The sequence below is a fragment of the Pseudomonas sp. PS01299 genome, from assembly GCF_029960145.1.
Classification (GTDB): domain Bacteria; phylum Pseudomonadota; class Gammaproteobacteria; order Pseudomonadales; family Pseudomonadaceae; genus Aquipseudomonas; species Aquipseudomonas putida_A.
The window spans coordinates 1-23,198 of record NZ_JASCPO010000091.1 but is presented as its reverse complement, the minus strand read 5'-3'; the positions used below and the strand labels follow the sequence as shown (position 1 = coordinate 23,198).

19 protein-coding genes and 1 pseudogene are annotated in these 23,198 nt (G+C 59.3%); 6 read left to right on the top strand and 14 right to left on the bottom strand.

The annotated features are described in order from the left end of the window. Nucleotides 1–194: 194 nt before the first annotated feature. The 8 genes from aceA to QMX91_RS17000 form a co-directional block, all read right to left on the bottom strand. Complete coding sequence (gene aceA, locus QMX91_RS17035; RefSeq protein ID WP_003223815.1) at nt 195–1,520, bottom strand: isocitrate lyase; 1,326 nt, start codon at nt 1,518–1,520, stop codon at nt 195–197. A gap of 473 nt (nt 1,521–1,993) precedes the next feature. After that, nucleotides 1,994–2,755, bottom strand: coding sequence for a secretin N-terminal domain-containing protein (locus QMX91_RS17030; RefSeq protein ID WP_282413080.1), 762 nt, complete (start codon nt 2,753–2,755; stop codon nt 1,994–1,996). Nucleotides 2,756–2,998: 243 nt separating this feature from the next. Further along, on the bottom strand, nt 2,999–3,424 hold the full coding sequence (locus QMX91_RS17025) for a GNAT family N-acetyltransferase (RefSeq protein ID WP_003223818.1): 426 nt from the start codon (nt 3,422–3,424) through the stop codon (nt 2,999–3,001). Next, nucleotides 3,417–4,589: a cupin domain-containing protein gene (locus QMX91_RS17020; protein ID WP_041073232.1), complete on the bottom strand. Its 1,173-nt coding sequence runs from the start codon at nt 4,587–4,589 to the stop codon at nt 3,417–3,419. The genes QMX91_RS17025 and QMX91_RS17020 overlap by 8 nt, the downstream gene beginning before the upstream one ends. 86 nt (nt 4,590–4,675) lie before the next feature. Continuing rightward, nucleotides 4,676–6,046, bottom strand: a complete 1,371-nt coding sequence (gene purB / locus QMX91_RS17015) for an adenylosuccinate lyase (protein WP_098968150.1) — start codon at nt 6,044–6,046, stop codon at nt 4,676–4,678. A 127-nt stretch (nt 6,047–6,173) separates the two neighbouring features. Continuing rightward, the gene (gene hflD, locus QMX91_RS17010; protein ID WP_003223824.1) at nt 6,174–6,797 is read right to left on the bottom strand and encodes a high frequency lysogenization protein HflD; all 624 of its coding nucleotides are present in this window, start codon (nt 6,795–6,797) and stop codon (nt 6,174–6,176) included. Next, nucleotides 6,794–7,918: a tRNA 2-thiouridine(34) synthase MnmA gene (gene mnmA / locus QMX91_RS17005; RefSeq protein WP_027614667.1), complete on the bottom strand. Its 1,125-nt coding sequence runs from the start codon at nt 7,916–7,918 to the stop codon at nt 6,794–6,796. Before mnmA ends, hflD begins: the two co-directional genes overlap by 4 nt. 59 nt (nt 7,919–7,977) lie before the next feature. Beyond that, nucleotides 7,978–8,424, bottom strand: coding sequence for an NUDIX hydrolase (locus QMX91_RS17000; RefSeq protein WP_007964846.1), 447 nt, complete (start codon nt 8,422–8,424; stop codon nt 7,978–7,980). Between the two features lie 2 nt (nt 8,425–8,426). On the opposite strand from QMX91_RS17000, the pseudogene QMX91_RS16995 reads away from it, so the two are divergent. Beyond that, a pseudogene (locus QMX91_RS16995) lies at nt 8,427–8,552 on the top strand (metal ABC transporter ATP-binding protein); the annotation flags it as partial. Between the two features lie 68 nt (nt 8,553–8,620). Here QMX91_RS16995 and QMX91_RS16990 read toward each other — a convergent pair. Continuing rightward, complete coding sequence (locus tag QMX91_RS16990) at nt 8,621–10,846, bottom strand: NADP-dependent isocitrate dehydrogenase (RefSeq protein ID WP_282413079.1); 2,226 nt, start codon at nt 10,844–10,846, stop codon at nt 8,621–8,623. Nucleotides 10,847–11,327: 481 nt separating this feature from the next. Between QMX91_RS16990 and icd the strand changes: the two genes are divergently transcribed. Next, a complete protein-coding gene (icd, locus tag QMX91_RS16985) occupies nt 11,328–12,584 on the top strand; it encodes an NADP-dependent isocitrate dehydrogenase (protein ID WP_003223831.1) in 1,257 nt (418 codons plus the stop codon). Nucleotides 12,585–12,645: 61 nt separating this feature from the next. On the opposite strand, the gene QMX91_RS16980 is transcribed toward icd, so the two are convergent. Next, nucleotides 12,646–12,927, bottom strand: coding sequence for a cold shock domain-containing protein (locus QMX91_RS16980; protein WP_098968501.1), 282 nt, complete (start codon nt 12,925–12,927; stop codon nt 12,646–12,648). 224 nt (nt 12,928–13,151) lie between these two features. Between QMX91_RS16980 and clpS the strand changes: the two genes are divergently transcribed. Beyond that, entirely contained in the window at nt 13,152–13,535 is a 384-nt protein-coding gene (gene clpS, locus QMX91_RS16975) for an ATP-dependent Clp protease adapter ClpS (protein WP_098968154.1), read from the top strand. Nucleotides 13,536–13,565: 30 nt separating this feature from the next. Then, nucleotides 13,566–15,836, top strand: coding sequence for an ATP-dependent Clp protease ATP-binding subunit ClpA (gene clpA, locus QMX91_RS16970; protein ID WP_097088113.1), 2,271 nt, complete (start codon nt 13,566–13,568; stop codon nt 15,834–15,836). A 1,082-nt stretch (nt 15,837–16,918) separates the two neighbouring features. Here the strand turns inward: clpA and infA are convergent. The 4 genes from infA to trxB form a co-directional block, all read right to left on the bottom strand. Continuing rightward, nucleotides 16,919–17,137 (bottom strand): translation initiation factor IF-1, encoded by a 219-nt coding sequence (gene infA, locus QMX91_RS16965; protein ID WP_002553999.1) that lies wholly within the window; start codon nt 17,135–17,137, stop codon nt 16,919–16,921. A 112-nt stretch (nt 17,138–17,249) separates the two neighbouring features. Then, a complete protein-coding gene (locus tag QMX91_RS16960) occupies nt 17,250–17,957 on the bottom strand; it encodes an arginyltransferase (RefSeq protein WP_027614671.1) in 708 nt (235 codons plus the stop codon). A gap of 57 nt (nt 17,958–18,014) precedes the next feature. Next, on the bottom strand, nt 18,015–18,695 hold the full coding sequence (gene aat, locus QMX91_RS16955) for a leucyl/phenylalanyl-tRNA--protein transferase (RefSeq protein ID WP_139054575.1): 681 nt from the start codon (nt 18,693–18,695) through the stop codon (nt 18,015–18,017). Nucleotides 18,696–18,757: 62 nt separating this feature from the next. Beyond that, a complete protein-coding gene (gene trxB, locus QMX91_RS16950; protein ID WP_098968155.1) occupies nt 18,758–19,717 on the bottom strand; it encodes a thioredoxin-disulfide reductase in 960 nt (319 codons plus the stop codon). Nucleotides 19,718–20,024: 307 nt separating this feature from the next. Here trxB and QMX91_RS16945 point away from each other — a divergent pair, with 307 nt between their 5' ends. Then, the gene (locus QMX91_RS16945; protein ID WP_095138945.1) at nt 20,025–22,433 is read left to right on the top strand and encodes a DNA translocase FtsK; all 2,409 of its coding nucleotides are present in this window, start codon (nt 20,025–20,027) and stop codon (nt 22,431–22,433) included. A gap of 67 nt (nt 22,434–22,500) precedes the next feature. Further along, nucleotides 22,501–23,121 (top strand): outer membrane lipoprotein chaperone LolA, encoded by a 621-nt coding sequence (gene lolA / locus QMX91_RS16940; protein ID WP_098968157.1) that lies wholly within the window; start codon nt 22,501–22,503, stop codon nt 23,119–23,121. Nucleotides 23,122–23,198: the final 77 nt, after the last annotated feature.

Below are 23,198 nucleotides of genomic sequence, written 5' to 3'. Positions count from 1 at the left end.
GCGGTGGGTCATTCATACATGTGCTAGCTGACAAACCGCTATCGCGAGCAGGCTCACTCCCACAGGGGTTTTGTGGTGTTTGGGGAATTGGCGCGCAAAAAAAAACGCCCCGAACCAGTCGGGGCGTCAGTCTTGCGGCTTTGCGGTTAGCTTTCTATACGATCCGCAAAGGCCGTTTGCTCAGCGAAGCCGAATCAGTGGAACTGTTCTTCTTCGGTCGAACCGGTCAGCGCGGTCACCGAGGACGAGCCACCCTGAATCACGGTGGTCATGTCGTCGAAGTAGCCGGTGCCCACTTCCTGCTGGTGAGCCACGAAGGTGTAACCCTTGGCGGCGTCAGCGAATTCCTGCTCTTGCAGCTTCACGTAGGCAGTCATGTCGTTGCGGGCGTAGTCGTGCGCCAGGTTGAACATGCTGTGCCACATGTTGTGAATGCCGGCCAGGGTGATGAACTGGTGCTTGTAGCCCATGGCGGACAGTTCGCGCTGGAACTTGGCGATGGTCGCGTCGTCCAGGTTTTTCTTCCAGTTGAAGGAAGGCGAGCAGTTGTACGACAGCAGTTGGTCCGGGTATTCCTTCTTGATCGCTTCAGCGAAGCGACGGGCTTCTTCCAGATCCGGTTTGGCGGTTTCGCACCAGATCAGGTCGGCGTACGGTGCGTAGGCCAGGCCACGGGCAATCGCTTGATCCAGACCGGCACGTACCTTGTAGAAGCCTTCCTGAGTACGCTCGCCAGTCACGAACGGCTGGTCGTACGGATCGCAGTCCGAAGTCAGCAGGTCAGCTGCGTTGGCGTCGGTGCGGGCCAGGATGATGGTCGGCGTACCGGCAACGTCAGCCGCCAGACGTGCAGCGGTCAGCTTCTGTACGGCTTCCTGAGTAGGAACCAGTACCTTGCCGCCCATGTGGCCGCATTTTTTCACGGAAGCCAGTTGGTCTTCGAAGTGAACGCCGGCGGCGCCTGCTTCGATCATGCTCTTCATCAACTCGTAGGCGTTCAGTACGCCGCCGAAACCGGCTTCAGCGTCAGCCACGATTGGCGCGAAGTAGTCGATGTAGCCTTCGTCGCCCGGGTTCTTGCCGGCCTTCCACTGGATCTGGTCAGCACGACGGAACGAGTTGTTGATGCGCTTGACCACGGTTGGCACCGAGTCCACCGGGTACAGCGACTGGTCCGGGTACATCGATTCTGCGGAGTTGTTGTCCGCAGCCACTTGCCAGCCCGACAGGTAGATCGCCTGGATACCGGCCTTGACCTGCTGAACAGCCTGGCCACCGGTCAGGGCGCCCATGCAGTTGACGAAATCTTTCTCTGGGCGGAAGGACGGCTTGGCACCCTGGGTCACCAGGTTCCACAGCTTCTCGGCGCCCATTTTCGCAAAGGTGTGCTCAGGTTGAACCGAGCCACGCAGACGGACGACGTCAGCAGCGGAATAAGTGCGAGTCACGCCTTTCCAGCGCGGGTTTTCAGCCCAGTCTTTTTCAAGGGCTGCAATTTGCTGTTCGCGTGTCAGTGCCATGGAGATAAACCTCGTCGCGTCTTTATGAAAAGTTGTTCTGCGGTGGAAAATTCCTGCGCTCGCTGACCAGAAGCTTAGGTGGTCAAGTCGGATTCGGCGGGGGAGGCGACGGGATGAACGATGGGCTCGAGGGGAAGTGAGCAGGTAGTGGCGGACTGCGGGCGCATTCGGGCGTCGTGGGCCTTTATACGGTCTACAGCGTGAAGCCGGGTTACCTAATTACGCTTCCGTCCCTCGGGACAACTTCGTTCCAGTCGGCAACCTCGTCAAACACACCTTGTGGGCGGTACAGACACGAAGCGGTTCGCGGGGTAGGTGCGAACGTCGCTTCGAAGGCCCTTGCCAGGGCCTCTGATTAGCGGGAGCGAGGCCATCATGCCTTCGCTTTTTTAACCCGTCAAACGTTTTGTAGTGCTTTTTTTCAAGCACTACATCTTTCGTCTAATACGACTAATCAGTCAGTTTTCGGTGCTTTAGTCCAGGGCGTCGACTTTCACCCGTAAAGTCATGTCATCTCGGCCTTGAGTCGAGTAGCTGCGGCTCTGGCTCTGTTTGTCGGCCTGGGTTTCACGGTTTACGCCGGCAAGGGTGATCCATTCACCGAGGCGTCCGCTGACCGTTGTGTCGGTACTTTGTACGTTCACTACATCGGGACGTTCCTGGCTCATGCGGTCACGGTTGGTACTGATTGCCAGATGAACGATGTCGCCGGTGACGCTGGCGGTGACGTAGAAGCCTTGAGTGACGTTACGGTATTGGGTCTGGCTACTGTAGTCGCCGTAGGAGTTGGTCTGGCTGCTGGTGATCGGCACACTTTGGCCGACCTGAATCAGCGCCGGCATGCCGTCGGTGGCCTGTACTTGCTGCACGCCGCCGTCACGGCTGGCGGTGCTGCGGCTGATAATGCGGGTCTGATTCGGCTGCGCGCCGTTGACCGAGTAGCCTTCATCGCCGCGACCGTTGTTTTCATTGGTATCAACCGTGATCAACAGGCGTTTGGGCGCAGTGTCGAGTTGAGTGATCAGCGCCTTCAACTCCTGGATCTTGTCCGGTTCGGCCTTGATGATCAGTTGGTTGCCATAGGCGCTGACCTGACCGTCCTTGCCGATAAAGTCTTGCGCCATCGGCAACATGTCGGCGCTGGTGCGGTAGTTGAGAGGCACGATTTCTGTGGCTGCCATCACCGAAAAACTGCAACCGAGCAGCAGGGTGGTGAGCAGGGTGCGTAGGGACATGTCCGTTATCTCCGCTTTCGAAAGGCTTGATATTGCCAGTTTGTCGGCCCGGGGTGGGGCAAGTTGAATCGTAGACAGCAAAACGCCCCGGCATCGGTTGATGTCGGGGCGTTTTGTGGTGTTCTTGCTGGCCTCTTCGCGAGCAAGCTCGCTCCCACATTGAATCTCTGTCTGACACACAATCTGTGTCTGCTGCAGATCAACTGTGGGAGCGAGCTTGCTCGCGAAAGCCGCGCCGCGGTCTCAGGCCGAATGGCGAACCATATCGACATGCGGAATCCCGGCTTCGAGGAATTCCTCGCTGACCAGGCTGAAGCCCAGGCGCTCATAGAACGCCGTGGCCTGTACCTGGGCGCTGAGCATCTGCTGCTGCAGGCCGCGGGCTTCGGCTTCAGCGATGACCGCTTGCATCAGCGCATCGCCTACCTTCATGCCGCGCCAGTCCTTCAGCACCGAAACCCGGCCAATGTGCCCGTCGGGCAGCAGGCGGGCGGTGCCGATCGGAAAGTCGCCTTCGAACGCCAGAAAATGCACGGCGGTCGCGTCATCGGCGTCCCATTCAAGCTCGGGTGGCACCGATTGTTCGGCGATGAACACCGTTTCACGAATGCGCCGGATCTCGGCGTTGTCCTTTTGCCAGTCTGCGACACGTACGCGAATCTTATTCATCGGCAAATCCCAGGCTGCCTTGTTTGACCAGTTCGCACAGCAGGCCGCGACCGTCTTCGTCGTTCAGCCACTCGCCGAGGTTGTCGACATGCAGCGCATCGGCGGCGCAGATCATCTTCAGCAGCTCGCGCAGCTTGCCCGGCAGGTAACGGCTCTGGCCGCTGGCGAACAGCAGCAGGTCGTCATCGACTTCCGACCAGGCCAGGCGCGCACTCGGGTTGCGGATCAGCACCGCACCGTCCTGCAGAGCGTTGAGGAAGTCATCTTCTTCAACGTCTTCCGGGCCGACCACCAGTTCCGGGTAGCGCGGCTCGGTCATGTACTGGCCGAACCAGGTCAGCAGCAGGCGCTCGTCGCTCATGTGCTCGGCGAGCAGGCTTTTCAGGCGGCCGAGTGCATCGTGCTGGATCTGATGTGGATCATCGCTGACCGGCTTCGCATCGGCGTCGGTGTAGCGTTCTTCGTCAGTCAGGAACTGGCTGAGGAAGTCGGTGAAGTGGGTCAGCACTTCCGAGGCGCTTGGCGCACGGAAACCAACCGAGTAGGTCATGCAGTTGTCCACGGCGACACCGCAGTGAGCCAGGCGCGGCGGCAGGTAGAGCATGTCGCCCGGTTCCAGCACCCACTCTTCGGTCTCGTGGAATTCGGCGAGGATGCGCAGATCCGCGTGTTGCAGCAGCGGGCTCTCGGAGTCGCACATCTGGCCGATTTTCCAGTTGCGCTTGCCGTGGCCTTGCAGCAGGAATACGTCGTAATTGTCGAAGTGCGGACCGACGCTGCCACCTGGGGCGGCGAAGCTGATCATCACGTCATCGACGCGCCAGCTCGGCAGGAAGCGGAAGTTTTCCAGCAGTTCGCTGACTTCCGGGACGAATTGGTCAACGGCCTGAACGAGCAGAGTCCACTCTTTTTCTGGCAGCTTGCTGAATTCGTCTTCGGCGAACGGGCCGCGACGCAGCTCCCACGGACGCTCGCCGTGCTCGATCACCAGGCGCGACTCGACCTCTTCTTCCAGGGCCAGGCCGGCGAGTTCGTCGGCGTCGATCGGGCTTTCGAAGTCAGGAATGGCCTGACGGATCAGCAGCGGCTTTTTCTGCCAGTAATCGCGCATGAATTCGCGCGCCGTGAGACCGCCCAGAAGTTGAAGAGGAGTATCAGGATTCATGTGTAACCTATTGAAAAAAAGCATTTTTCAGACGGGAATAAAAACGCCCGGCGCGGCCGGGCGTCTCAAACGGGTCAAGCGGTGAATCAGATGCGTTTGGCTTGCGCTACAGCGTTACCGATGTAGTTGGCCGGGGTCAGCTGTTTCAGCTCGGCTTTCGCTTCGGCTGGCATGTCCAGGCCGTCGATGAAAGTCTGCAGCGCTTGCGGGCTGATGCCCTTGCCGCGGGTCAGTTCTTTGAGCTTTTCGTACGGGTTTTCGATGTTGTAGCGGCGCATCACGGTCTGGATCGGCTCGGCCAATACTTCCCAGCAAGCGTCCAGATCGGCAGCGATCTTGTCAGCGTTCAGCTCAAGCTTGCTGATGCCTTTGAGGCTGGCTTCGTAGGCGATCACGCTGTGAGCGAAGCCCACACCGAGGTTGCGCAGTACGGTGGAGTCGGTCAGGTCGCGCTGCCAGCGGGAGATCGGCAGTTTGCTCGCCAGGTGCTGGAACAGTGCATTGGCGATGCCCAGGTTGCCTTCGGAGTTTTCGAAGTCGATCGGGTTGACCTTGTGCGGCATGGTCGACGAACCGATTTCGCCAGCGATGGTGCGCTGTTTGAAATAACCCAGGGAAATGTAGCCCCAGATGTCACGGTCGAAGTCGATCAGGATGGTGTTGAAGCGCGCGATCGCGTCGAACAGCTCGGCGATGTAGTCATGCGGTTCGATCTGCGTGGTGTACGGGTTGAAGCCCAGGCCCAGTTCGTCTTCGATGAAGGCGCGGGCGTTGGCTTCCCAGTCGATCTGCGGGTAGGCCGACAGGTGCGCGTTGTAGTTGCCTACGGCGCCATTGATCTTGCCCAGCAGCGGCACGGCAGCGACTTGAGCGATCTGACGCTCGAGACGGTAAACCACGTTCGCCAGCTCTTTACCCAGAGTAGTCGGGGAGGCCGGTTGGCCGTGGGTGCGCGACAGCATCGGCACGTCGGCGAAACGGATCGCCAGTTCGCGGATGGCGTTGGCAGTCTGGCGCATCAGCGGCAGCATCACGTCGTCACGGCCTTCGCGCAGCATCAGGGCGTGGGACAGGTTGTTGATGTCTTCACTGGTGCAGGCAAAGTGGATGAACTCGCTGACCTTGGCCAGCTCCGGCAGCTTGGCCGCCTGCTCCTTGAGCAGGTATTCGATCGCCTTGACGTCGTGGTTGGTGGTGCGCTCGATCTCTTTGACGCGCTCAGCGTGCTCCAGCGAGAAGTTTTCAGCCAGTTCATTGAGAACGGCGTTGGCCTCGGCGGAGAAGGCTGGCACTTCCGGGATACCGGCGTGGGCGGCCAGGCGCTGGAGCCAGCGCACTTCAACCAGGACGCGGGCACGGATCAGGCCGTACTCGCTGAAAATCGGGCGCAGGGCCTGGGTTTTGCCGGCGTAGCGGCCGTCAACAGGGGAAACCGCAGTGAGCGAAGAGAGCTGCATGGGGTGTTCTCGGACAGTCGGGCAACGAAATGGGGCGCGTATCATACATGAAAAAATCCGCCGGTCCGTTGCCAACTGACCGGCGTATTACGCGCTACAGACTACAAAACTTTTATTGCGCGACGATTTACTCGCTGCGCATCAACGGATACAGCTCTTTGAGCAGCTTGCGCCGACTGATCACCAACTGCCAGCGGTGGCCGCCGAGCTGCCGCCACAGGCGTGCCGAACGGATGCCGGCCAGCAGCAGGGCGCGGATCTTCGAAGCGTTGCTCGGTTGCTGCAGGTTGCGCATGTCGCCATGCACCTGAATCCGCTGGCGCAGGGTGCTCAGAGTATCCTGATACAGCGCACCGCAGGCGGCGATCACGTTTTCGTGGGCCGGGCCGAAGTGCTCGACCTGCGACTGGATCTGCGGCAGGCGTTTGCCGATGGTGTCGAGCATGTCGTCACGTTTGGCCAGTTGGCGTTCCAGACCGAGCATCGACAGGGCATAGCGCAACGGCTCGCGCTGCAGGGTGCTCGGGTCGCGCTCGAGCGCGCCGATCAATGCCCGATAACCCTCGCGCAGATTGAGGTCGTCGCCGCCGTACACATCCAGTGTGTCCTTCGGGTCGCGTACCAGCAGGCTGCCGAGCATGCAGCTCAGGCCGGCCTCGCTGGTCTGACCGGTCTTGGCGATGCGGTCGACCAGCACGGCGGCGAGAAACACCCCGCCCAGCGCCGTCAGTTGCTCCTGAGTCGGGCTCATGCCTGGCCGCTCCACGGCTCGGCAACTTCGATCACGCCGCCACCGAGGCAGATTTCACCGTCATAGAACACCACGGACTGGCCCGGGGTCACCGCGCGTTGCGGTTCGTCGAACACGGCGCGGTAGCCGTTTTCGGTTTTTTCCAGGGTGCAAGCCTGATCGCTCTGGCGATAACGCACTTTGGCAGTGAGCCGCAGTGGCTGGCTCAGGTCGATCGGGTTGACCCAATAGATTTCCGAAGCGAGCAGGGCGCTGGAGAACAGCCACGGATGGTTGTTGCCCTGGCCGACGATAAGCTCGTTAGTGTCCAGATCCTTGCGCAGCACGTACCACGGCTCGTCGCCCGCGTCTTTCAGGCCGCCGATACCCAGGCCCTGACGCTGACCGATGGTGTGGTACATCAAGCCGTGGTGACGGCCGATGACTTCGCCTTCAGTGGTCTTGATCTCGCCCGGTTGCGCCGGCAAGTATTGCTTGAGGAAATCGCTGAAACGTCGCTCGCCGATGAAGCAGATCCCGGTGGAATCCTTCTTCTTGGCGGTCGCCAGCTCGTATTTCTCGGCAATGGCGCGCACTTCGGGCTTTTCCAGTTCACCGACCGGGAACAGGGTCTTGGCGATCTGTTCGCCGCCGACAGCGTGCAGGAAGTAGCTCTGGTCCTTGTTCGGATCGAGGCCCTTGAGCAGTTCGGTACGACCATCGATGTCGCGACGGCGCACGTAGTGGCCGGTGGCGATCAGGTCGGCGCCAAGCATCATGGCGTAGTCGAGGAACGCCTTGAACTTGATCTCGCGGTTGCACAGGATGTCCGGGTTCGGCGTGCGACCGGCCTTGTATTCGGCCAGGAAGTGCTCGAACACGTTGTCCCAGTACTCGGCGGCGAAGTTGGCGGTGTGCAGCTTGATGCCGATCTTGTCGCACACGGCCTGGGCATCCGCCAGGTCGTCCATGGCGGTGCAGTATTCCGTTCCGTCGTCTTCTTCCCAGTTCTTCATGAACAGGCCTTCCACCTCGTAACCCTGCTCGATCAGCAGGAGAGCGGAAACGGAAGAGTCCACGCCGCCGGACATGCCGACAATGACGCGCTTCTTGGATGTGTCAGAAGGGGCTGGATCACGCATAGGGATTCAATGAGTGTCTTGAAAAAGGACGCGATTCTAGCAGGCTCACGGCCTCAAGGCTAAAGAGAAGGGCGGATCAGTTCGAGACTGAAGTGATGGCCGGCCAGATAGTCGTCGATGCAACGGATGATCAGCTCGCTGCGCCAGTTGTCGCGCTGAGCGATTAATTCGCTACGGGTCAACCACTTGGCGCCGACGATGCCGTCGTCCAGTTGATAGTCGGGGTGGTGTTTCACTGCTTTGGCGCTGAAGCACACGCGTTGATACGTCACGCCGTTGCTCGGCGCGGTATACAGATAAATGCCGATTACGCCGGTGGGTTCGACGTCCCAGCCGGTTTCCTCAAGGGTTTCGCGGATGGCGGCGTCGATCAGGGTCTCGTTCGGGTCCAGATGACCGGCCGGCTGGTTGAGCACGTTACGCCCGGCCTTGTGTTCTTCGACCATCAGGAAGCGACCGTTGTCTTCGACGATGGTGGCAACGGTGATGTGGGGGAGCCATTCCATAAATCTTCCTCAATCTATTGGTTAAACCCCAATCCCCTGTGGGAGCGAGCTTGCTCGCGAAAGCGGTGGGTCAGTCAATGACGATGTTGAATGATAAACCGCATTCGCGAGCAAGCCCGCTCCCACAGGGTTTCGTGTTGTATTCGGAAACAGAAACCCCGGCACTGGGCCGGGGCTTCTTTGCAGCATTACAAGCTTAAACCAGCGCAGCAATCGCCGCGTTGAAGGTTGCGCTTGGGCGCATGGCCTTGCTGATCAGCTCGGCGTCGGCGTGGTAGTAACCGCCGATATCCACTGGCTTGCCCTGCACGGCGTTGAGCTCGGCAACGATGGTCGCCTCTTTCTCGGTCAGGGTTTTGGCCAGGGTCGCGAACTGCGCTTGCAGTGCAGCGTCTTCGGTCTGGGCGGCCAGGGCCTGAGCCCAGTACAGCGCCAGGTAGAAGTGGCTGCCGCGGTTGTCGATGTTGCCGACCTTGCGCGATGGCGACTTGTTGTTGTCGAGGAACTGACCGGTGGCCTGATCCAGGGTTTTCGACAGAACCAGCGCTTTCGGGTTGTTGTAGTTCACACCCAAATGCTCAAGGGACGCTGCCAGAGCCAGGAATTCGCCCAGCGAATCCCAGCGCAGGAAGTTCTCTTCAACCAGTTGCTGCACGTGCTTCGGCGCCGAACCACCGGCGCCGGTTTCGAACAGGCCACCGCCGTTCATCAGCGGCACGATCGACAGCATCTTGGCGCTGGTGCCCAGTTCCATGATCGGGAACAGGTCGGTCAGGTAGTCGCGCAGTACGTTGCCGGTCACCGAGATGGTGTCCTTGCCTTCGCGGGTGCGCTGCAGGGTGTACTTCATGGCATCGACCGGCGCCATGATCTGGATATCCAGACCAGTGGTGTCGTGATCCTTCAGGTAAGCCTGAACCTTCTCGATCACTACGCCGTCGTGGGCGCGCATCGGGTCCAGCCAGAAGATCGCCGGGGTGCTGCTGGCGCGAGCACGGTTGACAGCCAGTTTGACCCAGTCCTGGATCGGCGCATCTTTGGTCTGGCACATGCGGAAGATGTCGCCGGCTTCGACAGCCTGTTCCATCAGCAGGTTGCCCTTGCTGTCGGTGACGCGAACCACGCCGTCAGCCTTGATCTGGAAGGTCTTGTCGTGCGAACCGTACTCTTCGGCTTTCTTCGCCATCAGGCCAACGTTTGGCACGCTGCCCATGGTGGTCGGATCGAACGCGCCATTGGCTTTGCAATCTTCGATCACCGCCTGGTAGATGGTTGCGTAGCAACGATCCGGGATCACCGCCTTGGTGTCGTGCAACTGACCGTCGGTGCCCCACATCTTGCCGGAGTCACGGATCATCGCTGGCATCGAGGCGTCGACGATGACGTCGCTCGGCACGTGCAGGTTGGTGATGCCCTTGTCGGAGTTGACCATCGCCAGCGACGGACGCGCGGCGTAGACCGCTGCGATGTCCGCTTCGATCTGCGCTTGCTGCTCGGCCGGCAGGGCCTTGATGCGAGCGTACAGGTCGCCGATGCCGTTGTTCAGGTTGAAGCCGATCTGGGCCAGCACGTCAGCGTGCTTGGTCAGGGCGTCTTTATAGAACTCGGCAACGATCTGGCCGAACATGATCGGGTCGGAGACCTTCATCATGGTCGCTTTCAGGTGAACCGAGAGCAGCACGCCCTGGGCCTTGGCGCTGTCGATTTCAGCGGCGATGAACGCGCGCAGGGCGTTTTTGCTCATCACGGCGCAGTCGAGGATCTCGCCAGCCTGAACGCTGGTTTTTTCTTTCAGGACGGTCGCGGTGCCGTCTTTGGCGATCAGCTCGATTTTCACAGCGTCAGCGGCGTCGATCAGGGCAGCTTTTTCGCTGCCGTAGAAATCGCCGGTGCTCATGTGAGCGACGTGGGATTTGGAGTCTTTGGCCCAGGCGCCCATTTTGTGCGGGTGCTTGCGAGCGTAGTTTTTTACCGACAGCGGAGCGCGGCGGTCGGAGTTGCCTTCACGCAGAACCGGGTTCACGGCGCTGCCCTTGACCTTGTCGTAACGCGCCTTGGCTTCTTTTTCGGCGTCGTTGGTCACGGTTTCCGGGTAGTCCGGCAGGTTGTAACCCTGGGCTTGCAGCTCTTTGATCGCCGCTTGCAGCTGAGGCACCGAAGCACTGATGTTCGGCAGCTTGATGATGTTGGCTTCAGGCGTAACGGCCAGGTCGCCCAGTTCGGCGAGGTGGTCGGCTACGGCTTTGTCGCCCAGTTGCTCGGGGAAGCTGGCCAGGATGCGTGCTGCAAGAGAGATATCGCGGGTTTCCACGGCGATATCGGCCGAGGCGGTGTAAGCCTCGATGATCGGCAGCAGGGAATAGGTGGCGAGGGCTGGAGCTTCGTCGGTGAAGGTATAGATGATCTTCGAGCGGGTGGGCATATTCGGATTAACTCTCTCTTCTTTGCTAAAGCGTGCGCAGAAACTCGAGGGGCGCCGGGTAAGCGCGTTCGTTCAAAGTCATCCATGAACCGAATGTCGAGATTCTTCGCGGTGATGTTGGGTGCATCAGTAGAGCGTCAAGCAGTCGGACTGCGGTAACAACCCGACCAATCAGGCGGAAAGTCTCGTGCTAGAGAGGCCAGCCGTCGTGACCCTTTGGTCAGCGGGCGGCATTATACATAGGTAGCTGGCAATCTGCCGATGGTTCATATGCAACGATTCTCGTCCATTGGTCTAAAGGTCGCAGGGGCGGGTGGGGCGTAGAGTCGCTGCGAATGCTTGAGTTTGGCGCTTTTCCCTTTGCTTTCAGGGTTGTACGAAACCAGATGTGCCCGCGCCGTGAACAGAGGGTTTGCGTGTTGATTTAACTGGGTTACGCTCGAACCAAGCCAGATGTTCAATCCAAACAATGGAGTTCAGCATGGGTTACAAGAAGATTCAGGTTCCAGCCGTCGGCGACAAAATCACCGTCAATGCAGACCATTCTCTCAATGTTCCTGATAACCCGATCATCCCCTTCATCGAAGGTGACGGCATTGGCGTCGACGTCAGCCCGGTGATGATCAAAGTGGTTGATGCTGCCGTGGCCAAGGCCTACGGGGGCAAGCGCAAGATTTCCTGGATGGAGGTTTATGCTGGCGAAAAAGCGACTCAAGTCTATGACCAGGACACCTGGCTGCCCCAGGAAACCCTGGACGCCGTCAAGGATTACGTGGTCTCCATCAAGGGCCCGCTGACCACCCCGGTCGGTGGTGGCATCCGCTCCCTCAATGTCGCCCTGCGCCAGCAACTCGACCTTTATGTCTGCCTGCGTCCCGTGGTGTGGTTCGAAGGTGTGCCGAGCCCGGTGAAAAAGCCCGGCGACGTCGACATGGTGATCTTCCGCGAGAACTCCGAAGACATTTATGCCGGTATCGAATGGAAGGCCGGCTCCCCTGAGGCCACCAAGGTCATCAAGTTTCTGAAAGAAGAAATGGGCGTCACCAAGATCCGTTTCGACCAGGATTGCGGTATCGGCATCAAGCCTGTTTCCAAGGAAGGCACCAAACGTCTGGTGCGCAAGGCCCTGCAATACGTGGTGGACAACGACCGCAAGTCGCTGACCATCGTGCACAAGGGCAACATCATGAAATTCACCGAAGGTGCCTTCAAGGACTGGGGCTACGAGGTGGCGAAGGAAGAATTCGGCGCCGAGCTGCTCGATGGCGGCCCATGGATGAAATTCAAGAACCCGAAAACCGGCCGTGAAGTCATCGTCAAGGACGCCATCGCCGACGCCATGCTTCAGCAGATCCTGCTGCGTCCAGCCGAGTACGACGTAATCGCCACGCTGAACCTCAACGGTGACTACCTCTCCGACGCCCTGGCGGCGGAAGTGGGCGGTATCGGTATCGCGCCGGGCGCCAACCTGTCCGACACCGTGGCCATGTTCGAGGCGACCCACGGTACCGCGCCGAAGTACGCCGGCAAGGACCAGGTCAACCCGGGTTCGGTGATTCTGTCGGCCGAGATGATGTTGCGTCATCTGGGCTGGACCGAAGCAGCTGACCTGATCATCAAGGGCACGAACGGCGCCATCAAGGCCAAGACTGTGACCTATGACTTCGAACGTCTGATGGAAGGCGCCACGCTGGTGTCTTCTTCGGGCTTTGGTGAGGCGATCATCAAGCACATGTAAATCGTGCAGGTACAAAAAAACCGCCTTCGGGCGGTTTTTTCATGACTGGGTGACGGTTGAGTCAGCCTGATACCGTTTCTGTATGAGGGGCATGCATAGCCGCTTCGCCTGCCACGGTTGCCGCTTTGATCTTTACCGCGTGCAGGCCTTTGGGCCCCTGGACGATGTCGAAACTGACGATCTGCCCGGCCTTGAGAGTTTTATACCCGTCCATCTCAATGGCCGAGTAGTGGGCAAAGAAATCGACCTCTTTGCCGTCCTCGTCACGTCCTTCCCGGGCATCGGTGTTGATGAAGCCGAATCCCTTGGCATTGTTGAACCACTTGACCTTGCCGACAGCCATGCTCAAATCCCTCTGCAACAGACTCCATCGCTGGAGTATCATCCAGGACATCCGCAATCTAATCCGTTAAAAGGATTGACTCCGCGGATCTTTTTTACCCACTGTGGGCTCTATTGGTTGTAACACCGTTTTCCCGATAGTCAAGGTGACCGGGCAGTCGGAGTTGAAAAGGTGTACAGCCGCCCCCACCACTGTATTTGCACAACTGACGAACCTTTCTTTCCATGCATGCAATCAGCCAGATTCGACTAACATTCAATCAGGATCGCCCGCTTCTCCAAAAGGATCATCCACAGGAGCACGACGACGATTCGGCAGGCGTTGCTGTTCAGGAAGCAAAGCCTGCGTTACAGGCGCCGCCGATGTACAAGGTGGTTTTGTTCAATGATGACTACACACCGATGGATTTCGTCGTCGAAGTGCTCGAGGTGTTTTTTAACCTGAATCGCGAGCTGGCGACCAAGGTCATGCTGGCCGTTCACACAGAAGGACGGGCAGTATGTGGAGTGTTTACCCGCGACATCGCCGAGACAAAGGCCATGCAGGTCAACCAGTACGCCAGGGAAAGCCAGCATCCGCTACTCTGTGAAATCGAGAAGGACGGTTAATCGCCGACCACTTGGGTATGAGGTGAAGCTATGTTAAACCGCGAGCTCGAAGTCACCCTCAATCTTGCCTTCAAGGAGGCTCGTTCGAAGCGTCATGAATTCATGACCGTCGAACACCTGCTGCTGGCCCTATTGGACAATGAGGCTGCCGCCACCGTATTGCGTGCCTGCGGCGCAAACCTCGACAAACTCAAGCACGACCTGCAGGAGTTCATCGACTCCACCACGCCATTGATCCCCGTCCACGACGAAGATCGCGAAACCCAGCCAACCCTGGGCTTCCAGCGTGTACTGCAACGTGCTGTCTTTCATGTGCAGAGCTCGGGCAAACGCGAAGTAACCGGCGCCAACGTGCTGGTTGCAATCTTCAGTGAGCAAGAGAGTCAGGCCGTATTCCTGCTGAAACAGCAGAGCGTTGCGCGCATTGATGTCGTCAATTACATCGCCCACGGCATTTCCAAAGTGCCAGGGCACGGCGATCACTCTGAAGGTGAACAAGATATGCAGGACGACGAGGGCGGTGAGTCTTCTTCTTCAGGCAATCCGCTGGATGCTTATGCCAGCAATCTCAACGAACTCGCGCGCCAGGGTCGGATCGACCCGCTGGTCGGCCGCGAGATGGAAGTCGAGCGTGTCGCGCAGATTCTCGCGCGTCGGCGCAAGAACAATCCGTTGCTGGTCGGCGAGGCAGGTGTGGGTAAAACCGCGATTGCCGAAGGCCTGGCCAAGCGCATTGTCGACAACCAGGTGCCGGATCTGCTGGCCAACAGCGTCGTCTATTCGCTCGACCTCGGTGCACTGCTCGCAGGCACCAAGTATCGCGGTGATTTCGAGAAGCGCTTCAAGGCGCTGCTCAATGAACTGAAAAAACGTCCGCAGGCGATCCTGTTCATCGACGAGATCCACACCATCATCGGTGCGGGCGCTGCGTCCGGTGGCGTAATGGATGCCTCGAACCTGCTCAAGCCGCTGCTGTCGTCTGGCGACATTCGCTGCATCGGCTCGACCACGTTCCAGGAATTTCGCGGCATCTTCGAGAAGGATCGTGCGCTGGCACGACGCTTCCAGAAGGTCGATGTTGTCGAGCCGTCGGTGGAAGACACCATCGGTATCCTGCGCGGCCTGAAAGGGCGCTTCGAACAGCACCACAACATCGAATACAGCGATGAGTCGTTGCGCGCCGCTGCCGAGCTGGCATCGCGCTACATCAATGACCGGCATATGCCGGACAAGGCCATCGACGTGATCGACGAGGCAGGTGCCTACCAGCGCCTGCAACCGGTCGAGATGCGCGTCAAACGTATCGAAGTGCCGCAGGTTGAAGACATTGTGGCGAAAATCGCGCGGATTCCGCCGAAACACGTCACCAGCTCCGACAAGGAACTGCTGCGTAACCTGGAGCGCGACCTGAAGCTGACGGTGTTTGGTCAGGATGCGGCGATCGATTCGCTGTCGACCGCGATCAAACTGTCCCGTGCCGGCCTCAAGTCGCCTGACAAGCCAGTCGGCTCGTTCCTGTTCGCAGGTCCTACCGGTGTCGGTAAAACCGAGGCCGCGCGGCAACTGGCCAAGGCGTTGGGTATCGAACTGGTGCGCTTCGACATGTCCGAGTACATGGAGCGCCACACCGTATCGCGTCTGATCGGTGCGCCTCCGGGCTATGTCGGCTTTGATCAGGGCGGTCTGTTGACCGAAGCGATCACCAAGCAACCGCACTGCGTATTGCTGCTCGATGAAATCGAGAAGGCGCATCCGGAAGTCTTCAACCTGCTGCTGCAGGTGATGGACCACGGCACGCTCACCGACAACAACGGGCGCAAGGCGGATTTCCGCAACGTGATCGTGATCATGACCACCAACGCCGGTGCCGAAACCGCGGCGCGTGCTTCGATCGGTTTCACCCATCAGGACCACTCGTCTGATGCGATGGAAGTGATCAAGAAGAGCTTCACGCCGGAATTCCGTAACCGTCTGGACACCATTATCCAGTTTGGTCGCCTCAGCCATGAGGTCATCAAAAGCGTGGTGGACAAGTTCCTTACCGAACTGCAGGCGCAGCTGGAAGACAAGCGTGTGTTGCTGGAGGTTACCGATGCGGCGCGCAGTTGGCTGGCGGCCGGTGGTTATGACTCGGCGATGGGCGCACGTCCGATGGCGCGTCTGATCCAGGACAAGATCAAGCGTCCGCTGGCGGAGGAGATTCTGTTTGGCGAACTGGCCGAGCATGGCGGTGTAGTGCACATCGACATCAAGGATGGTGAGTTGACGTTTGACTTCGAAACTACGGCGGAGATGGCCTGACGGTTGTTGGTCTGTTGTAAAGCGAAAGGCGCCTTCGGGCGCCTTTTTTGTTGTCTGATTTTTTTGGGTGTATATCCGTTGCTGCGGTAACGGCCGCCTAGGGTTCCGCCCTGACGGCGGGTCACTTTTGGCAAACGCCCCAAAAGTAACCAAAAGGTCTATGCCCTGACGTTCGGCCCTCGCCTAGGCTCGGGTTCCTTCGCTCCGGGATTCATCCGGGGGCAGCGCCTACGGTTTGCTTCGCTGCACCTCCTCTCGCTGTGTTTGGCTGCGCCAAACGGTCGCTGCGCTCCCACCCCCGGATAAATCCCTCCACTCAGCCTGCCGACGGGCCCTGAGATCAAAAGCGGTACTCGAGCTAACGCTCATCGTGTTGAGTGGGGCGGCTTCGCCGCATGGGGTGCACGCACTCTGAACTGTAGGAGCCAGCCTGCTGGTGATGGCGGCCTACGAGCCGACCGATCTCTAACTGAATACACTCATTCCAAATGTGGGAGCTGGCCTGCCAGCGATGGCGGCCGACCAGCCTACCAATCTCCAACTGCCTACCCCAATCCACTGTGGGAGCGGGCTTGCTCGCGAAGGCGGCCTGCCAGCCGACCAAACTCCAAATGAAAACACCCAATCCCATGTAGGAACTGCCGAAGGCTGTGATCTTTTGATCTGCTTTGGCTTTGGCTTTTGATGTGGCTTTTGATGTGGCTTTTGATCTTCAACCCCTTCGGCAGGCCGAGCGTAGGTGTCCATCAGGGGGGTGGGCGCGCAGCGCCATGCGGCGAAGCCGCATCCATCGAGAGGAGGTGCAGCGAAGCAAACCGGAGGCGATGCCCCCTGATGGGCACCGTAGCGAGGGAACACTGAGCCTCAGCGAAGTGCCGTACGCCGGGGGTAGCCTTTTTGGTTACTTTTTCGGCGTTTGGAAAAAGTGACCCGCCGTAAGGGCGGAACCGTAATCAGCAACCACCGCAGCAACGGATATGCTCACAAACCCAAACCCAAACCCAAACCCAAACCCAAACCCAAACCCAAATCGCAGACAAACAAAAACGCCCGGCAAAGCCGGGCGTCTTGTATTGACTTGATTAACGAGCGCGGTAAGTAATGCGCCCTTTGCTCAAGTCATAGGGCGTCAGCTCGACGCGCACTTTGTCACCGGTAAGAATACGAATGTAGTTCTTGCGCATCTTGCCGGAGATATGCGCGGTTACGACGTGCCCATTTTCCAACTCCACACGAAACATGGTGTTGGGCAGGGTGTCGACGACAGTGCCTTCCATTTCGAAGCTGTCTTCTTTCGACATGCAGTAAAGCCCTCGGTGTCCAATGAATGGCCCGGTGCAACTGCGCCAGGCAAAAGCGGCGTGCATTGTGCCCGAAAAAGGGGGTTTAAGCCAAGGGGTTTACGGCTTGCGATCAGTTAAGAATCACCCAGCGCTGATTAATCAGCAATTCAATGGGGCGATACTGGGTCTTGTAGTTCATCTTTTTGCAGTTCTTGATCCAGTAACCGAGATACACCGCCTCTAGCCCCAGGCGTTGGCTTTCGGTGATTTGCCACAGGATTGCGAAACGACCCAGGCTGCGGCGCTCTTCGTCAGGTTCGTAGAAGGTATAGACCGCTGACAAGCCATTGGGCAGCAGATCGGTCACCGCGACGGCGAGTAACCGTCCGTCGAGACGAAATTCATAAAAGCGCGAGAAGGGCAGATCGCGCACCAGAAAGGTCGAGAACTGGTCCCGGCTCGGCGGGTACATATCGCCGTCGGCATGGCGCTGCTCGATATAGCGCTGATACAGATCGAAATATTCTTCGCTGAAGTGCGGTTTTACCGGGCGTACCTGCAGATCGGCATTGCGTTTGAAAATGCGTTTCTGCTGGCGGTTGGGCAGGAACTGCGCCACCGGGATGCGTGCAGGCACGCACGCATTGCAATTCTGGCAATGGGGCCGATACAGATGATCGCCGCTGCGACGAAAACCCATTTCCGACAGGTCTGCGTAGACGTGCACATCCATGGGCTGACTCGGATCGAGAAACAGCGTCGTCGCCTGCTCCTCGGGCAGATAACTGCAGGAATGAGGCTGAGTGGCATAGAACTTCAAGCGCGCCAACTCGGTCATGATCAACCCTCGGGATAAGCTGGTGAATTAAGTGTAAGCCACGCGCGCAAAAGTCGCTCAGCAAACCCAGGTGGCACGACTCGGTTGATCCAGGTGGCGAGCCAGATAGTCGGCGAATTCGTGGCGGGGGATCGCGCGGGCGCCGAGGCTGTGCAGATGATCGGTCGGCATCTGGCAGTCAATCAGAACGAATCCAGCGTCTTTCAAATGCTGCACCAGCATGGCAAAGCCGAATTTGGAGGCGTTGTCGGCGCGGCTGAACATCGATTCGCCGAAAAACAGCTGACCCATCGCCAGGCCATACAGGCCGCCGACCAGTTGGCCTTGATCCCAGACCTCTACCGAGTGGGCGAAGCCGCGGCGGTGCAGTTCGAGGTAGGCGTCCTGCATCGCTTCGGTGATCCAGGTGCCGTCGGCGTAGTCCCGTGGCGCGGCGCAGGCGCGAATCACTGCGTCGAAATCCTGATCGAAGGTCACCTGGTAGCGTTGTTTGCGCAGCAGTTTGCCGAGGCTGCGCGAGACATGCAGTTCGTCGGGAAACAGCACGGTGCGTGGGTCCGGCGACCACCAGAGGATCGGCTGGCCTTCGGAGAACCACGGAAAACAGCCGTGCCGGTAAGCCTGCACCAGCCGATCGGCGGACAGATCGCCACCGGCAGCCAGCAATCCATTGGGATCGCGCATGGCCTTTTCCAGGGGCGGGAAGGTCAGGGAATTGCGTTGTAACCAAGTCAGCATGGCGTCCAGGCTTGCAGAAGGGGAGGGCAGTGCGGGCATCAGGCCCGCGATAAAGTGTGCCGTTAAATGACAGGAATGTCGTCCAGATACTTCTCCGCGTCCAGTGCCGCCATGCAGCCGGCGCCGGCCGAGGTCACGGCCTGGCGGTAGACGTGGTCGGCCACATCGCCGGCAGCGAAGACGCCGGGGATCTCCGTGGAGGTGGCGTCGCCGTCGCTGCCGCCCTTGACCAGCAGGTAGCCGTCGCGCATTGGCAACTGACCCTGAAACAGGTCGGTGTTGGGTTTGTGGCCGATGGCGATGAACACGCCGGCCAGTGTCAGTTCGCGGGTCTGCCCGCTGTGGCTGTCACGCAGGCGCGCACCGGTCACGCCGCTGGCATCGCCCAGCACTTCGTCCAGATTCTGGTTCCAATGCAGGCGAACGTTGCCGTTGGCGGCTTTTTCGAACAGTTTGTCCTGAAGGATTTTCTCCGAGCGCAATTTGTCGCGGCGATGGATCAAATGCACCTCTTTGGCGATGTTCGACAGGTACAGCGCCTCCTCGACAGCGGTATTGCCGCCGCCCACCACGGCGACCACCTGATTGCGATAGAAGAAGCCGTCACAGGTCGCGCACGCCGAAACCCCTTTGCCGGCGAACGCTTCTTCCGAAGGTAGACCCAGATACTGCGCCGAGGCGCCGGTGGCGATGATCAACGCGTCGCAGGTGTAAGTGCCGCTGTCGCCAATGAGTTCGAACGGGCGCTGCTGCAACTTGGCGGTGTGGATGTGGTCGTAAACGATCTCTGTGGCAAAGCGCTCGGCGTGTTTTTGCATGCGCTCCATCAGCGCCGGACCGGTCAGGCCTTCGACGTCGCCAGGCCAGTTGTCGACTTCGACGGTGGTGGTGAGCTGACCACCGGCCTGCAGCCCGGTAATCACCACCGGTTTGAGGTTGGCACGGGCGGCGTAAACGGCGGCGCTGTAACCGGCAGGGCCGGAGCCGAGAATGATCAGGCGTGAATGCTTCGCTGCGTTCATCAAATGCACCTCATAAGCCTTTGTCACAAAAGACAATGCATGCTCAAATTGAACCGCAGGATTTGTGGCAATGGCTATGCTCAGCTATGGGTTGAAGCATGGCATCAGCCGCACAAACCCGTACAATGCCGGGCTGTTACAGAATATTTGTAGAGCGCTGTGTTTATGGCTGTGTTTATAAAAGCTGCGGCACAGTGTTAAAAGTAGTCTCAGATGCGCCGGTTCACTTTTTTACCTGCCTGGATTGGGCAGTTTTTTATCGACATTCAATAGATGGACGCGCCCCGGGCGCAGGAAAAGAAGCGTTTTGAAGAAATCCACCGCAGCACCAAAAACAGTCGTTCCGCTCTGGCGCCAGCAATTGCACTACCGGCTCAAGGAAGGTGCATTGATCGCCATCGGTGCCTTGTGCCTGTTCCTGATGATGGCCTTGCTGACCTACGGCAAGGATGATCCGGGCTGGAGCCACAACAGCAAGATTGACGACGTGCAGAATTTCGGCGGCCCCGCCGGTTCTTACAGCGCCGACATCCTGTTCATGGTGCTGGGTTACTTCGCGTACATCTTCCCGCTGCTGCTGGCGGTCAAGGCGTATCAGATCTTCCGTCAACGCCACGAGCCGTGGCAGTGGAGCGGCTGGCTGTTCTCCTGGCGCCTGATTGGTCTGGTGTTTCTGGTGCTGTCGGGCGCCGCGCTGGCGCATATCCATTTTCATGCGGCCACCGGCCTGCCGGCGGGCGCGGGCGGGGCGCTGGGCGAAAGTCTCGGTGATCTGGCGCGTAACGCGCTGAATATCCAGGGCAGCACGCTGTTGTTCATTGCGCTGTTCCTGTTTGGCCTGACGGTGTTCACCGACCTGTCGTGGTTCAAGGTGATGGACGTCACCGGCAAGATCACCCTCGACCTGTTCGAACTGTTCCAGGGCGCGATCAACCGCTGGTGGTCGGCGCGTACCGAGCGTAAGCAACTGGTTGCGCAACTGCGTGAAGTCGATGATCGCGTCCACGACGTGGTGGCGCCGACCGTTACCGACAAGCGTGAACAGGCCAAGGTCAAGGAGCGCCTGATCGAGCGCGAGCAGGCCCTGAGCAAGCACATGTCCGATCGCGAGAAGCAGGTACCGCCGGTCATCGCCCCGGCCCCGGCCAAGGCGCCGGAGCCAAGCAAGCGAGTGCAGAAAGAGAAGCAGGTGCCGTTGTTCGTCGACAGCGCCGTGGAAGGCACCTTGCCGCCGATCTCGATCCTCGATCCTGCGGAAAAGAAACAACTCAATTATTCGCCGGAATCCCTGGCAGCGGTCGGCCACTTGCTGGAGATCAAGCTCAAGGAGTTCGGCGTCGAAGTCACCGTGGACTCGATCCACCCGGGCCCGGTGATTACCCGTTACGAAATCCAGCCTGCAGCCGGCGTCAAAGTCAGCCGCATCGCCAACCTGGCGAAAGACCTTGCACGTTCGCTGGCCGTGACCAGTGTGCGGGTGGTCGAGGTGATTCCGGGCAAGACCACGGTCGGTATCGAGATCCCCAACGAAGACCGGCAGATCGTGCGTTTCTCCGAAGTGCTGTCGACCCCCGAGTACGACAACTTCAAGTCGCCGGTCACCCTGGCCCTGGGCCACGACATCGGCGGCAAACCGGTCATCACCGACCTGGCGAAGATGCCGCACCTGCTGGTCGCCGGTACCACTGGTTCCGGTAAGTCGGTGGGCGTGAACGCGATGATCCTGTCGATCCTGTTCAAATCCGGGCCGGACGACGCCAAACTGATCATGATCGACCCGAAAATGCTCGAGCTGTCGATCTACGAAGGCATTCCGCACCTGCTGTGTCCGGTAGTGACCGACATGAAAGACGCTGCCAACGCCCTGCGCTGGAGCGTTGCCGAGATGGAACGTCGCTACAAGCTGATGGCGAAGATGGGCGTGCGTAACCTGTCCGGCTTCAACGCCAAGGTCAAGGAAGCGCAGGATGCCGGCGAGCCGTTGAGCGATCCGTTGTACAAGCGCGAAAGCATTCACGACGAAGCGCCGCTGCTGCAGAAGCTGCCGACCATCGTCGTGGTGGTCGACGAATTCGCCGACATGATGATGATCGTCGGCAAGAAGGTTGAAGAATTGATTGCGCGTATCGCGCAGAAGGCGCGTGCCGCCGGTATTCACCTGATCCTCGCGACCCAGCGACCTTCGGTGGACGTGATCACCGGTCTGATCAAGGCCAACATTCCGACGCGTATGGCGTTCCAGGTGTCGAGCAAGATCGACTCGCGGACCATCATTGACCAGGGTGGCGCCGAACAACTGCTCGGTCACGGTGACATGCTCTACATGCCCCCGGGCACCAGCCTGCCGATCCGGGTACACGGCGCGTTCGTTTCCGACGATGAAGTACACCGCGTGGTCGAAGCCTGGAAACTGCGTGGCGCACCGGAATACAACGATGACATCCTCAACGGTGTCGAAGAGGCGGGCAGCGGTTTCGAAGGCAGCAGCGGTGGCGGTGACGGTGATGATCCGGAAGCCGACGCGCTGTATGACGAAGCCGTACAGTTCGTCCTGGAAAGCCGCCGGGCGTCGATTTCCGCGGTACAGCGCAAGCTGAAGATTGGTTACAACCGCGCTGCGCGCATGATCGAAGCCATGGAAATGGCCGGGGTCGTCACCTCAATGAACACCAACGGTTCGCGTGAAGTTCTGGCCCCGGGCCCGGTTCGCGACTGATTGCAAAAGCAAAGGGCGGGACAATGATGTGCCGCCGCTCTCCCAACGAGTATTCAAGAGGACTCCCATGCGTCTTATCCGCATGCTGTTGCCAGTACTGGCGCTGACCACGTTCACGGCCCACGCCGACGACAAGGACGTGGCGCGTCTGACCCAATTGCTGGAAACATCGAAAACCCTGACCGCGAACTTCTCGCAGCTGACCCTCGACGGCAGCGGCACGCAGTTGCAGGAAACTCGCGGTGATATGGTTCTGCAGCGTCCGGGCCTGTTCTACTGGCACACCGAAGCGCCAAACGAGCAGACCATGGTCTCCGACGGCAAGAAGGTCACCCTGTGGGACCCGGATCTGGAGCAGGCAACCATCAAGAAGCTCGACGAGCGTCTGACCCAGACCCCGGCGCTGCTGCTGTCCGGTGACGTGTCGAAGATCAGCCAGAGCTTTGACATCAGCGCGAAAGAGGCAGGTGGCGTGATCGACTTCACCCTCAAGCCGAAGACCAAGGACACCCTGTTTGACAGCCTGCGCCTGTCGTTCCGCAACGGCCTGGTCAATGACATGCAACTGATCGACAGCGTTGGTCAGCGCACCAACATCCTGTTCACCGGGGTCAAGGCCAACGAAGCGGTGTCGGCGTCGAAGTTCAAGTTCGACATCCCGAAGGGTGCTGACGTTATCCAGGAATAAACCCCAACCCCCTGTGGGAGCGGGCTTGCTCGCGAATGCGATCTGTCATTCAACATTTAAGGTGACTGATACACCGC

What these genes read in the sequence shown, in the direction of transcription:
- clpA (WP_097088113.1), top strand. Translation starts at nt 13,566, where the DNA reads ATGTTAAACCGCGAGCTCGAAGTCACCCTCAATCTTGCCTTCAAGGAG.
- clpS (WP_098968154.1), top strand. Translation starts at nt 13,152, where the DNA reads ATGCATGCAATCAGCCAGATTCGACTAACATTCAATCAGGATCGCCCG.
- lolA (WP_098968157.1), top strand. Translation starts at nt 22,501, where the DNA reads ATGCGTCTTATCCGCATGCTGTTGCCAGTACTGGCGCTGACCACGTTC.
- infA (WP_002553999.1), bottom strand. Translation starts at nt 17,137, where the DNA reads ATGTCGAAAGAAGACAGCTTCGAAATGGAAGGCACTGTCGTCGACACC.
- QMX91_RS16990 (WP_282413079.1), bottom strand. Translation starts at nt 10,846, where the DNA reads ATGCCCACCCGCTCGAAGATCATCTATACCTTCACCGACGAAGCTCCA.
- mnmA (WP_027614667.1), bottom strand. Translation starts at nt 7,918, where the DNA reads ATGCGTGATCCAGCCCCTTCTGACACATCCAAGAAGCGCGTCATTGTC.
- QMX91_RS16960 (WP_027614671.1), bottom strand. Translation starts at nt 17,957, where the DNA reads ATGACCGAGTTGGCGCGCTTGAAGTTCTATGCCACTCAGCCTCATTCC.
- QMX91_RS16980 (WP_098968501.1), bottom strand. Translation starts at nt 12,927, where the DNA reads ATGGCTGTCGGCAAGGTCAAGTGGTTCAACAATGCCAAGGGATTCGGC.
- icd (WP_003223831.1), top strand. Translation starts at nt 11,328, where the DNA reads ATGGGTTACAAGAAGATTCAGGTTCCAGCCGTCGGCGACAAAATCACC.
- purB (WP_098968150.1), bottom strand. Translation starts at nt 6,046, where the DNA reads ATGCAGCTCTCTTCGCTCACTGCGGTTTCCCCTGTTGACGGCCGCTAC.
- aceA (WP_003223815.1), bottom strand. Translation starts at nt 1,520, where the DNA reads ATGGCACTGACACGCGAACAGCAAATTGCAGCCCTTGAAAAAGACTGG.
- hflD (WP_003223824.1), bottom strand. Translation starts at nt 6,797, where the DNA reads ATGAGCCCGACTCAGGAGCAACTGACGGCGCTGGGCGGGGTGTTTCTC.
- aat (WP_139054575.1), bottom strand. Translation starts at nt 18,695, where the DNA reads ATGCTGACTTGGTTACAACGCAATTCCCTGACCTTCCCGCCCCTGGAA.
- QMX91_RS17020 (WP_041073232.1), bottom strand. Translation starts at nt 4,589, where the DNA reads ATGAATCCTGATACTCCTCTTCAACTTCTGGGCGGTCTCACGGCGCGC.
- QMX91_RS17000 (WP_007964846.1), bottom strand. Translation starts at nt 8,424, where the DNA reads ATGGAATGGCTCCCCCACATCACCGTTGCCACCATCGTCGAAGACAAC.
- QMX91_RS17025 (WP_003223818.1), bottom strand. Translation starts at nt 3,424, where the DNA reads ATGAATAAGATTCGCGTACGTGTCGCAGACTGGCAAAAGGACAACGCC.
- QMX91_RS17030 (WP_282413080.1), bottom strand. Translation starts at nt 2,755, where the DNA reads ATGTCCCTACGCACCCTGCTCACCACCCTGCTGCTCGGTTGCAGTTTT.
- trxB (WP_098968155.1), bottom strand. Translation starts at nt 19,717, where the DNA reads ATGAACGCAGCGAAGCATTCACGCCTGATCATTCTCGGCTCCGGCCCT.